Raw genomic sequence first — 12,583 nt, 5'->3', positions numbered from 1 at the left:
ATTCCTAGTTAAGAATAATGATTACTTAGCGATGATTTTTAGAGCTACTGGTACGTACTCGTCGACTGTCTCGCCTTTTAGTACTTTGTCTGCGATTTCGATACCTAAAGAACCGATTAGATCAGGCTGTTGTGCAACCGTTGCGCCTAGTAGGCCACGGTCAACAGCAGCGATACCATCTTCAGTGCCATCAAAGCCAACGATCATCACTTCTTTACCTGAAGCTTGAACTGCGCGAAGTGCACCTAGAGCCATTTCATCGTTTTGAGCGAATACCGCTTGTACGTCTGGATTAGCAGCAAGCAAGTTTTCCATTACGTTTAGACCTTTAGTACGGTCGAAATCAGCTGGTTGGCTTGCTAGAAGCTCTAAGTCACTGCCGTTTACTGCGTTCATGAAGCCTTCACCACGTTCACGAGCTGCTGATGTACCAGCGATACCTTCAAGTTGGATAACTTTCGCTTTCTCGCCTACTTTTTCCATGATGAAGTGACCCGCCATTTCACCGCCGATTACGTTATCAGAAGCAATGTGGCTTACTACGTCACCACGGCTTGCACCACGGTCTAGTGTCAGTACAGGGATGTTTGAACGATTAGCAATGCGAATTGCGTTAGACACTGCATCTGAATCCGTTGGGTTAATCAGGATTGCTTTAACACCACGAATGGTTAGATCTTCAATGTTCGAAAGCTCTTTGCTTGGGTCGTTTTGAGAATCAAGAACGATAAGCTTGTAGCCTAGCTCTTCTGCTTTCGCCTCTGCGCCATCTTTCATGGTTACAAAGAATGGGTTATTCAGTGTAGACAGAACGATTGCCATTGTATCTTGAGCCTGTGCAGACACAGATACTGTAGTAGAAAGAAGAGCCGCAGAAATAAGAGTCGCTAATTTTTTCATGATGTAAGTCCTTTATGTAGGGGGAGCTAGGAGGTGAGCCCTAGCTCGTTGTTACATTATTTATAGATTTAATGTTTATAGGTTTGTTACTGATAGATATTTTACTTAAAGATGCTTTTTCTATAAATGTTGCTTTATAGATAGAGCAAGGTGTTACGTTTATTTGTTTTTGTTATCGACCAATACCGCCAGAAGAATAACCACTGCTTTTGCAATCATCTGGTAGTAAGAAGATACGTCTAATAGGTTTAGGGCGTTGTTTAGGAAGCCGATTATCAGTGCACCAATCAATGTACCCATAATGCGACCACGACCGCCCGCTAAGCTTGTGCCGCCAAGAACCACGGCTGCGATGGCGTCTAGCTCATAACCCATACCTGCGGTCGGTTGAGCTGATGACAAGCGAGAGGCCACAATGATGCCAGCTACTGCAGCTAGCAGGCCACAGATTGCGTAAACGCCGATTTTCACTTTGTCTACGTCGATGCCTGATAGGCGAGTTGCTGATTCGTTGCCACCTAGTGCGTAAACGTAGCGACCAAAGCGTGTGTGGTTAAGTAGGTACCATACCGCTGCGAATACCACGACCATGATCCATACTGGAACTGGGATGCCCATTGCGTAGCCTGTACCGAACCAAGCAAACGCATCTGCTGTGTCTGTGAAGCCAGTCGAGATAGGGCGACCGTCGGTGTAAACCATGGTTACGCCACGAAGTAGAGTCATGGTGACTAGCGTTGCGATGAAGGCTTGAACCTTACCTTTGGCGATAATTACACCACTGATAGCACCTAATGCAGCACCTGCTACTAGAGCGGTTGGCACTGCGATCATCACAGGGATTTCCATGCCAATCATGCTGGCTGCGAAAGCACCACAAAGTGCCAGTACAGAGCCGACACTCAAGTCGATACCCGCGGTTAAGATAACCAGTGTCATACCGACTGCAATAATCGCGTTGACCGAAGTTTGGCGCAGGATGTTCAGGATGTTATCGACAGTAAAAAAGTTTGGGTTTAAGAAAGAAACGACAACAATCAGGAAGATCAAAGCAATCAATGACTTTTGATCAATCAGCCACTCTTTGCTGATTAACGGCTTTTTCTTTGGAGCTTCGGTTGTTTTGCTCATGGTTTTAGTACTCATGCTGCGTCCTCGTTGATCTTTTTACCGACCGCACACGCCAGTAATAATTCTTGGTTTGCTTCTTTAGCATTAAATTCACCGCTTACACGGCCTTCATGCATCACCATGATGCGGTCACTCATTCCTAATACTTCTGGCATTTCAGATGAGACCAAAATAATGCTCATGCCGTCGGCTTTAAACTTATTAATGAGTTGGTAAATCTCTTTCTTAGCACCGACATCGACACCACGAGTGGGCTCATCGAGAATCAGAACTTTTGGTTTTGTCATCAAGCCTTTAGCTATAGCCACTTTCTGTTGGTTACCACCAGAAAGGTTGCCAATAATTTGCTCGCGAGTAGGAGTTTTGATATTGAACAGTTTGATGAAGTCATCAACCGCCATTACTTCATCTTTATGTTGGATTTGACCGCTTTTTGTAAGCAGATCCAGTGAACATAAAGACATGTTTTCTTTGACTGAAAGCCCTAGAACTAAGCCATCGCCTTTACGGTCTTCAGAGATGTAAGCAATGCCATTCGCCAAGCCATCTTTCGGGCTTACAGGATTGATGGTTTTGTTTTCTAGGTTGATGACGCCGCGTTCACTTGGAAGGGCACCGTAAATCACTTTCATCAGTTCGGTACGACCTGCGCCCATCAGCCCAGATACACCCAGGATTTCACCACGCTTTAGCGTAAAGCTCACGTCATGAACACCAGAACCAGTCAGGCCAATCACTTCAAGGCAGGTTTCACCGTGGCTCTGTCCGATACGTGGATATTGCTCGTCCAGTTTACGGCCAACCATCATCTCGATTAGGCCATCTTCGTCGGTGTCTTTTACTTCACATTGTCCAATGAACTTACCGTCACGAAGTACGGTGATGTCATCACAAATCTCAAAGATCTCTTTCAAACGGTGAGAGATGTAAACAATGCCACAGCCTTCAGAACGCAGCTCGTTAATCACCTTAAATAGCGACTCAGTTTCAGTATCAGTGAGCGCATCCGTTGGCTCATCCATGATGATGACTTTAGATTCAAACGATAGGGCTTTCGCAATCTCTACCATTTGCTGCTCACCAAGGCTTAGCTGACCTAAAGGTGTTTTTGGACTGTGTTTTACGTTAAGGCGTTTAAGTAGCTTGTCCGCTTCTTGGTACATTTCGTTCCACAAGATACGCCCCATGGTGCTTGTGATTTCACGACCTAAGAAGATGTTCTCGGCGATGGTTAGCTCAGGAATTAGGTTCAATTCTTGGTGAATGATGCTAATGCCGGCTTGTTGTGAATCACGTGGTCCTTTAAATGCCGCTGGTTTACCTTGGTATGCGATAGTGCCGCCGTCCAAGTGGTAAATGCCAGTAAGCACTTTCATCAACGTTGATTTACCTGCACCGTTTTCCCCCATTAACGCCATTACGCGTCCTGGGTAAACGTTGAGGCTTGCCTTATCTAGTGCTTTAACACCTGGGAAGGCTTTCTCAATTGAGCTAAGTTCTAAAATGGCTTGAGTCATGTCGGTTCCTTTACTCGGGGCCAGTTGTGTTTGATTGTTCTGTATATGCATTGTTTTTGGTTCAGTAATGACACTGAGCTGTTTTTGCGTTTCGCTTGAGCTAAAACGTTACGCCAGCTTGGAAAATAACATTTGCGTATGGCGTGCATTCGCCAGTACGAATAACCGCGCGGCTATCATGCGTTCGCTCTTTGAATTCTTCATGAGTGATGTAAGTAATCGAAAGCGATTTGCCGCAACGCGCTTCTTCTGTCTTAATTAAATCAATCAACGCAGCGTGATGGTCTGGACTTACTTTCGCAAATTCTTCTGCAATCACAACGCCTTCAATTTGAGATTCATCCAGCATGGTTTTTACCGTTTGCTGAAAGCTCGGAACACCATGAGTTAAGGCAAGATCAATACGAGTTACGTGATCTGGAATTGGCAAGCCCGCGTCACAAATCGTGATTTCATCAGTGTGGCCAAGAGTCGCCACTAAGTAAGAGAGTTCAGAATTAATTAGAGTACTTTTTTTCATATCACGACCTATCGAAAAATAACGTTTAATGGGTTGAGAACAACTCAAGAAAAGCCATCGAAACGTTTCGATAGTGATAATAGTGTCTGATTTATCATTTGCACTCTTCACTTTCCTAGAGTGTGATAACGATCATCGAAACGTTTCGATGGGGCGTTTTTTAGTGATCTCCGTCAACGCTATTGATTGCATAAATAGATCGCAATAGAGATGTAAGAGTGAGCGACGGTTTGTCGTTCATACCGTTTTGACACAATGTAGCGTAACTTAAATTTAATTAAGCGGGGTCGACCGATAAAATGTATCCAAACTTGGTGATTGTGGTTATTTGAATATTGGGTCTTCTTAAACGCGTAAAAACATTACGCAAGTTATAGATGACGTTAGCAAGTATGTGAGGAGAGGTGAGTTCCCCTTCCCAGCACACATCAATAATATCTTCTCTAGAGACTGGTTCCCCTAGATTTTCTGCCAGTAAACAGAGCACCGAAAGTAGATGAGGGCGTAAAGTTATTTTGTTTCCCTGTTCATTAGTAATCGTTCGAGAGTCAGTATCAATGATTAAGCCGTTGAGATCTATTGTGTGGTTCATCGTGTTTCTATTCGTCTTATTCTGATTGTTGGAGATTAGGGCGTGTTGACCTTTCGTGGTTAAATTTTGTTCGAGATAAAAACGTTTTAATCGCGGCGAGGGGGAAGTAGCCTAGTCACTCTAAGCAAATCCCCCTCAACAAAGAGTAAAACGCTTTTAGCCGAACCCTTCGGGCAGCGTTTGCTGGCCATTTCTACTACGTTATCGGCTTCTCATGTAGGCTAGCTACACATCGACGCCTCTGCCTTGTATAAATACCCAGCAACTCGCTGCAAAAATCAGCTCGAAAGATCAACACGCCCTAAGTTAAGTCGGCAAGCTACTAAAGCGTTTGGATTATGCAAAATCACGCCACTCTTGAAAGTAAGCTTGCGTAAGTGCGAGGTGGAAAAACCTAAAAATCGGATGATTTGGAAGGGGATGGATTGTTCAAACAAACGTTAGTTTTTTTTTATTTCTTTTTTATTCAGTTGCTTATTGTGTTTTAACTAATTCTGTTGTCTGGGGGGTAAAGCGATTACATTTTTATTTATTTTTTTGTTTTCTGTGAGCCTATCATGCTCGCGAATTCGACGGGGTGTATAACTCTAACAAGATTGTGTAGTAGTGGAAGGTACACAATCTTGAATGTGAAATAAGTAAGGCCAATCGATAACGAAAAGCTAAATTAGTTTAAATTTTGCAATGGTGTCAGCATGCTATGTAATCCCAATTAAATACTAATAGCTAACTAGGCTTCACGAATATGAGCGGTGACAGCAACGATGGCATGGTCCGTACTGAATTGATCGTGCTCGAAGCTTGGATTAATCAGGTGATGGTCTAACACTGTGTAGCTAGAGATCTCCATTAAGCTTGAAGAGTTCTGACAATCGAACTCGTTCGACATCAAAATGTAGTCTAGTACAGACCCTGAAGCGCCGTAGTAATGGGTTGGTTTACGCTGTTCAAGCAAGTCTTCTTCATGCAGTTGATGGTAAAGAACCCAGCTGTCTTTTAAGCGAAAGTGGGACAGCCAATGCTTGCTGTTTTCGTCTCTGTTTATTGAATAACTTAATAGCCCTTTAAACTCGTCGTTGAATAGAGGCTTATTAAAGTCGCCCATCAACACAACGGGTTGGTCGGTTAGATAGCGTTGATTGGTGATGTATTGATGCAGCACCTGAGCTTCAAGGCCGCGCTGAACGCTAGATAACCAAGAGCCAAGTTGCTCTTGGTGAAAGCGAGTGAGCGTGTCACTTTGTGGTTTTTCACCTTGCTGAGCATTATCCTCATCGATAGATTCAGTTCTTGGTTCAGTCGGACGCTGTGATTTGAAATGCACAACATAACAGTCGGTTGAACCTAAATGAGGCAACGTAATCGTGGCATGAACAGGCGTTCGGTTGAATGAGAAATTGTCTCCAAGGTCAAAGGCTGCAAGGAAGCTGGAATCAGGTGTGACAGGCTGCACGTTTTCAATCGGGTAACGGGAAGCGATCCCAACGACTGGTGAGGTGTATAGGTAATCATCTTCAACGTGCGCACTATCGACAACAGCAAAGTATGGATAACCTAGCTCGTTCGTCAATTGCTCTAAAGACTGCGGGCTAAATATCTCTTGAAAGCCAATCACATCACAATCTAATGAGCGAATCGCTTCAGCCATCCAATGTTGCTTCTTTTGCCATTCTTCGAAGCTGTAGATGTTCTCAAAATCATAATAAGCATTCGGTGGTTCGAGATAGTTCAGAAGGTTGAATGTTGCGAATGTTATGTGGTTTGGTTTGTTCAAAGTGTCATTCCATTTAGACCTAAGCAGCAAGGATACTCCAGTAAAGTATAGTTTGTTGATTATTTGGGGGCTAAGTTTGACTAATTAAACCAATCAAAGCCAGTGAGAGTTGTGGCATTTACGTTAGTGAGATGATTGTGTTGTTGTCATAGCCAGTGTCATCGAAAGAACTTCGAGCGGTGACGAGTTAATTGAAGTAAACGGTAACAGATAGAGAGCTGATGGTTTTATTAGTTATTACATGATGTTAGATTTGAACCTATACTTGATTTAACGGCATGCATTCAAAGCCGATTAATCAACTTGAATATCGAATTCATAACATTTGAAGGGAGAGTCAAATGGGAACAGTTTTCCGACGCAAAGCCTCGCAACGCACGCAATTTTTCAGGTTTAATTTGAAGTCATGTGCAATCATGTTGCCGCTTATTGCTTTACAACCCTCCGCTACCTACGCTTCTGATAACCAATCAACGCCTGCTGTCACCGTTATTGAAACCACTCAACTGGTTGGTTTTGGTGAAGCAAAATATCCAGCCGATTTCACTCACTTTGATTACGTTAATCCTGATGCGCCAAAGCAGGGTAAAGTGACCTATGGCAGCATAGGTACTTATGATAGCTTTAATCGATTCGGTTCTCGCGGCGTTGCGGCAAGTTACACTGGAGAGATTTACGATACCTTGATGTTTTCTCCGAGCGATGAAATTGATGCGTACTATCCATTGATCGCTTCAAAGGTTCGCTACGCCAGTGATTTCACTTGGATGGAAATCGATATCAACCCAAAAGCTAGATTCCAAGATGGTGAGCCTATTACCGCGCACGATGTGGCATTTACCTTTAATAAGTTTTCAACCGAGGGTGTGCCTCAATATCGTGTTTACTACAAAGAAATTAAGTCAGTCACCGCGGTTTCTGATTTAGTGGTTCGTATTGAAATGAACAGTCCAAATCGCGAAAAGCTGTTCAGTTTTGCACAAGGCACTCGTGTATTGCCACAACACTTTTGGAAAGACAGAAAACTGTCTGAGCCTTTAAGTGAGCCGCCAGTAGGCAGTGGTCCCTATAAGATCATCAGCTATAAATCGGGTCAAAGCGTGACTTATGGTTTAGATGAAAATTACTGGGCAGCCGACCTGCCTGTTAACGTCGGTCGTAATAACTTCAAGCAAGTGCAATACGATTACTACCGCGACGACACCGTAATGCTAGAAGCCTTTAAAGCAGGGGAGTTCGACCTTCGAACGGAAAACTCGGCTAAGTTCTGGGCCAACTCTTACACGGGCGCGAACTTCGATAAAGGCTACATCATTAAGGAAGAGATAAACCACGAAAAGCCAGAGTCGACCCAAGGCTTTGTCTTCAACATTCAATCTCCTGTGTTTTCTGATCCTAAAGTTCGTGAAGCGTTAACTTACGCGATGGACTTTGAGTGGATGAATAAGAACATGTTCTACGGTCAGTACAAACGTACCCGTAGCTACTTCCAAAACACAGACTATGAAGCGAAAGGCTTACCAAGTGAAGACGAAGTGGCGTTGCTGTCTCAGTACAAAGATCAAATCCCGCCAAGAGTTTTCACCGAAGAATTCCAGCCATCAGTAACCGATGGCAGTGGTCGTATTCGCAGCCAGATGCGTACTGCATTCAAATTGCTGAAAGAGGCGGGTTGGGTTCTGAAAGACAAAGTAATGACTAACGAAAAGACTGGCAAGCCGATGTCCTTCGAGCTGTTGATTTACAGTCCAACCACGGAGCGTATTGCAACGCCAGTTCAAAAGAATCTGAAGCGTATGGGTATTGAGATGAAGATCCGTACCATTGATACGACTCAGTACATAAAGCGCTTGCGCGATCGTGATTTCGATATGGTTTCGTCGTCATTTTCTGCAAACCCTTATCCTAGCCCGAACTTAATGATCGTTTGGAACTCTAACTACATTGATTCTACTTACAATACGGCAGGTGTGATGGATCCTGTGGTTGATGCGTTAACAGAAGAAATCGCACGTAACCAACAGAACCCTGAAAAGCTACTTACGCTAGGTCGCTCTCTTGATCGTGTGTTGCAGTGGAATTTCTACAATATCCCGCAATGGCACGTTGGCGAATACCGCGTAGCGATGTGGGACAAGTTTGAGCGTCCGGATGTATTGCCTAAATACGATTTAGGTATCGATACATGGTGGATTTCAGAAGAGAAGGCGGCTTTGCTTCCTGAAAAACGTCGCTAGGAGTTAGTTAGCATGGCCGCGTATATATTTCGACGTTTGTTGTTGGTGATCCCCACGTTGTGGGCGATCATCACCATCAACTTTTTCATTATCCAGATTGCCCCAGGAGGTCCGGTAGAACAAGCCGTTGCTCAGTTAGAAGGGCATAACTCTGGCATCATGGAGCGCTTTTCTGGTGGTGGACAAGAGGTTGATTTAAGCGAAAGTGACCAAGCGTCTGCGAGTGGCTACAAAGGCTCACGCGGGCTTGATCCTGAAGTGGTTGAAGAGATCAAAAAGCAATTTGGTTTTGATAAGCCGATTCACGTTCGTTACTTCGACATGTTGAAAAACTACGCGACCTTTAACTTTGGCGAAAGCCTGTTTAAGGGTGGCAACGTGATTGATTTGATCATCGACCGTTTACCCGTCTCCATTTCTTTAGGGCTGTGGAGTACGTTAATCATCTATGTGATTTCGATACCTCTAGGCATCATGAAGGCGATACATCACGGGTCTCGCTTCGATATTTGGTCGAGTGCGGTGGTGATTGTTGGTTACGCCGTACCGGGCTTTTTGTTTGCGATCATTCTGATTATTTTATTCGCGAGTGGTAACTACTTCAGTTGGTTCCCATTGCGTGGATTGGTGTCGAGTAACTTCGACCAGCTCAACTGGTATTATCAAATTGGCGATTACTTCTGGCACTTGGCATTGCCTATTTTTGCTATGGTGATCGGCGGCTTTGCCACGCTCAGCATGCTGACCAAAAACTCCTTCCTTGATGAAATTAACAAGCAATATGTGGTTACTGCGCGAGCGAAAGGTTTGGATGAGAGTAGCATTCTCTACAAGCACGTTTTCCGTAACGCGATGTTGATTATTATTGCAGGTTTCCCGAGCGCATTTATTAGTATTTTCTTCACGGGTTCTATGTTGATTGAAGTGATGTTTTCACTCGAAGGCATCGGTTTACTTGGCTTTGAATCGACAATTCAACGAGATTACCCAGTAGTGTTCAGCTCTCTCTATATTATGACCTTGCTTGGCTTGGTGCTGAGCATTATCTCCGACCTGACCTATACCTGGGTTGATCCTCGAATTGATTTTGAAGCGCGTTAATGGCGAATGAATAAAAAGGTATTGATAATAAATGTTTAACAACCCTTTAGCTGAATCTCGTTGGTTACGTTTTAAAGCAAACAAGCGTGGTTTTATCTCCCTTTGGATATTTACCATTTTGTTTGGACTGAGCCTGTTCGCTGAGATCATCGCCAACGATAGGCCACTCTTAGTTTCTTATGATAATCAGTGGTTTGTACCTGTCATTAATGAATATGCCGAGACCGAATTTGGTGGCGAATTTGAAACCGAAGCGGATTATAAAGACCCGTATGTTATCGAACTCATTGAAGACAGCGGATACATCGTGTGGCCAATCATTCCGTTTAGCTATGACACAATAAACTTCGATATTTCAGGCGCTGTGCCTTCGGAACCTGATTCAGTCAACTGGCTAGGAACCGATGATAAAGGACGAGATGTATTGGCTCGTATCATTTATGGCTTCCGTATCTCCGTTTTGTTTGGTTTTATTCTGACGATTGTATCGAGTGTCGTCGGCGTTGTAGTCGGTGCGACACAAGGTTATTACGGTGGCTGGGTTGATCTGTTCGGGCAGCGTTTCATTGAAGTCTGGTCTGGTATGCCGACCCTATTCTTGCTGATTATCCTTTCCAGTTTTATCGAACCTAATTTCTGGTGGTTGCTCGGGATTATGGTGCTGTTCAGTTGGATGAGTTTAGTAGGTATCGTACGAGCGGAATTCTTACGCTGTCGAAACTTCGATTATGTGCGCGCCGCGCAAGCCATGGGCGTTGATGACAAACGCATTATGCTTCGTCACATGCTGCCCAATGCGATGGTCGCATCACTAACCATGATGCCGTTTATCTTGTCAGGCTCGGTGACCACATTAACCTCATTAGATTTCTTGGGCTTTGGTTTGCCTGCGGGCTCGCCTTCGTTGGGTGAGCTTTTGGCGCAAGGTAAAGCTAACTTACAAGCGCCTTGGCTTGGCATTTCTGCCTTTGTCGTACTTTCTTTAATGCTTACGTTACTTGTCTTCGTTGGTGAAGCAGTACGTGATGCCTTCGATCCACATCAACAGAAGTAAGGATAAGTTATGACTTCTAATACAGTTCCTACTTCAGGGTCAACAGTAGAGGCTTCGAATGCATCTCCAGTTCTGACCATAGATAAATTGTCTGTCGGTTTCGGGCGTAATGATTCGATAGAACAAGTGACGCAAGACGTCTCTTTAGAAATATACAAAGGTGAGACATTAGCGCTGGTGGGCGAGAGTGGCTCCGGTAAATCGGTCACGGCTAACTCGATTTTAAAACTGTTACCTAAAGGTTCGTCCCACTACCTAAACGGCAAGATCAATTTCTCTGGCACCGACATTCTGAGTTGTTCTGAAAGACAACTGCGTGGGATTCGTGGCGGGCGTATTGGTATGATCTTCCAAGAGCCTATGGTTTCATTGAACCCACTTCATAGAGTTGGTAAGCAGTTGGTTGAAACCCTCGCGATTCACCGAGGTATGAGGACAAATAAAGCTCAAGCCTTGGCTATTGAATGGCTTTCTAAGGTTGGTATTCGCTACCCAGAACAAAAGATCTCAGCTTACCCTCATGAGTTGTCTGGCGGTGAACGTCAGCGCGTGATGATCGCGATGGCACTCATCAACGAACCTGAGCTACTTATCGCTGATGAGCCGACAACCGCATTGGATGTGTCGGTACAAGCGCAGATCCTCGACCTTCTAAAAGACTTGCAGCAAGAATTGGGTATGGCGATGCTTTTTATCACCCATGACTTGAGTATCGTTCGTAAGATTGCCGACAGAGTGGCGGTAATGAAAGATGGCCGCTTAGTTGAAAGCAATGACTGTAAAACACTCTTCAACGCGCCAGCTCACGCTTATACACAAAAGCTTATCAACTCTGACCCTAAAGGCTTGCCTGTACCTGTTTCTCCGCAAAGCGAACCTCTGCTCGATGTTAATCAACTTCGTGTCTGGTTCCCGATTACGGGAGGCTTATTCAAGCGGACTATTTCGCATGTTAAAGCAGTCACCGACATGGAATTCAGCTTGAAAAAGGGGCACTCAATCGGTCTAGTAGGAGAGAGCGGCTCTGGTAAATCAACAACCGGTATGGCGATATTGAAGTTGGTGGATAGTGAAGGTTCAATTACCTACGCAGACGAACAAATTCAAGGCTTAAACCGCCAACAGATGCTACCGTTTCGAAGCCGTATGCAAGTGGTCTTTCAAGATCCGTTTTCTGCGCTAAACCCGAGAATGTCGGTTGCTCAGGTGATTGGTGAGGGTCTGTTAGTGCATCAACAATTGGATGAGAACGAGCTCGACCAACGCATCTGCGATGTAATGAAAGAGGTCGACCTAGACCCTGAAACTCGTCACCGTTACCCGAATGAGTTTTCGGGCGGTCAAAGGCAGCGTATTGCGATTGCTCGTGCTCTGATCCTTAAGCCAGAGTTTATCTTGCTAGATGAACCGACATCGTCACTCGACAGAACGGTTCAAGCGCAGGTGCTGGATCTGTTGAAATCACTTCAAGAAAAGTATGGTCTGACTTATCTCTTTATCAGTCATGATTTGAATGTCGTGAAATCCTTGTGTCATTACACCATCGTCATGAAAGCTGGCGAGGTAATAGAGAAGGGTGACACAGAAACCTTATTCGGCAATCCGCAGCATGAATACACCAAGCAGCTTGTCAGCCTTTCGAATGTTGGTGGTGCGGTATAAAGTGGGTGCGTAACAAGAACAAAAGAGTGCTCGGTGAATTCAACATGGTCATTTGGTTGTTTTAAGATTACACTGCGCCCAATATTTCAGAAGTA

General features: G+C 44.4%; 10 protein-coding genes. 4 read left to right on the top strand and 6 right to left on the bottom strand.

Annotated features, from left to right (window positions below; translation table 11 throughout):
- Positions 1–21: 21 nt before the first annotated feature.
- From rbsB to Q5H80_RS18670, 6 genes are all read right to left on the bottom strand, one after another.
- Entirely contained in the window at positions 22–900 is an 879-nt protein-coding gene (gene rbsB, locus Q5H80_RS18695; RefSeq protein WP_304569597.1) for a ribose ABC transporter substrate-binding protein RbsB, read from the bottom strand.
- 159 nt (positions 901–1,059) lie between these two features.
- On the bottom strand, positions 1,060–2,046 hold the full coding sequence (gene rbsC / locus Q5H80_RS18690) for a ribose ABC transporter permease (protein WP_017082395.1): 987 nt from the start codon (positions 2,044–2,046) through the stop codon (positions 1,060–1,062).
- Positions 2,043–3,548: a ribose ABC transporter ATP-binding protein RbsA gene (gene rbsA, locus Q5H80_RS18685; RefSeq protein WP_304569593.1), complete on the bottom strand. Its 1,506-nt coding sequence runs from the start codon at positions 3,546–3,548 to the stop codon at positions 2,043–2,045. Before rbsA ends, rbsC begins: the two co-directional genes overlap by 4 nt.
- Before the next feature lie 100 nt (positions 3,549–3,648).
- Positions 3,649–4,068, bottom strand: a complete 420-nt coding sequence (gene rbsD / locus Q5H80_RS18680; RefSeq protein ID WP_304569592.1) for a D-ribose pyranase — start codon at positions 4,066–4,068, stop codon at positions 3,649–3,651.
- 277 nt (positions 4,069–4,345) lie between these two features.
- Positions 4,346–4,660, bottom strand: a complete 315-nt coding sequence (locus Q5H80_RS18675) for a winged helix-turn-helix domain-containing protein (protein WP_304569590.1) — start codon at positions 4,658–4,660, stop codon at positions 4,346–4,348.
- A 730-nt stretch (positions 4,661–5,390) separates the two neighbouring features.
- A complete protein-coding gene (locus Q5H80_RS18670; RefSeq protein ID WP_304569587.1) occupies positions 5,391–6,434 on the bottom strand; it encodes an endonuclease/exonuclease/phosphatase family protein in 1,044 nt (347 codons plus the stop codon).
- 341 nt (positions 6,435–6,775) lie between these two features.
- Here Q5H80_RS18670 and Q5H80_RS18665 point away from each other — a divergent pair, with 341 nt between their 5' ends.
- Genes Q5H80_RS18665 through yejF form a run of 4 tightly spaced genes read left to right on the top strand, consistent with a single transcriptional unit; the run spans position 6,776 to position 12,488 of the window.
- Positions 6,776–8,671: an extracellular solute-binding protein gene (locus Q5H80_RS18665; protein ID WP_304569584.1), complete on the top strand. Its 1,896-nt coding sequence runs from the start codon at positions 6,776–6,778 to the stop codon at positions 8,669–8,671.
- Between the two features lie 12 nt (positions 8,672–8,683).
- Positions 8,684–9,772 (top strand): microcin C ABC transporter permease YejB, encoded by a 1,089-nt coding sequence (locus tag Q5H80_RS18660; protein WP_304569583.1) that lies wholly within the window; start codon positions 8,684–8,686, stop codon positions 9,770–9,772.
- A gap of 31 nt (positions 9,773–9,803) precedes the next feature.
- Positions 9,804–10,826 (top strand): ABC transporter permease, encoded by a 1,023-nt coding sequence (locus Q5H80_RS18655; RefSeq protein WP_304569582.1) that lies wholly within the window; start codon positions 9,804–9,806, stop codon positions 10,824–10,826.
- Between the two features lie 9 nt (positions 10,827–10,835).
- Positions 10,836–12,488: a microcin C ABC transporter ATP-binding protein YejF gene (yejF, locus tag Q5H80_RS18650; RefSeq protein ID WP_304569581.1), complete on the top strand. Its 1,653-nt coding sequence runs from the start codon at positions 10,836–10,838 to the stop codon at positions 12,486–12,488.
- Positions 12,489–12,583: the final 95 nt, after the last annotated feature.

The organism is Vibrio sp. SNU_ST1, assembly GCF_030563405.1.
Taxonomy (GTDB): Bacteria; Pseudomonadota; Gammaproteobacteria; order Enterobacterales; family Vibrionaceae; genus Vibrio.
Note: the sequence above shows the minus strand (reverse complement) of the source record. Positions and strands in the feature narration are given on the sequence as shown.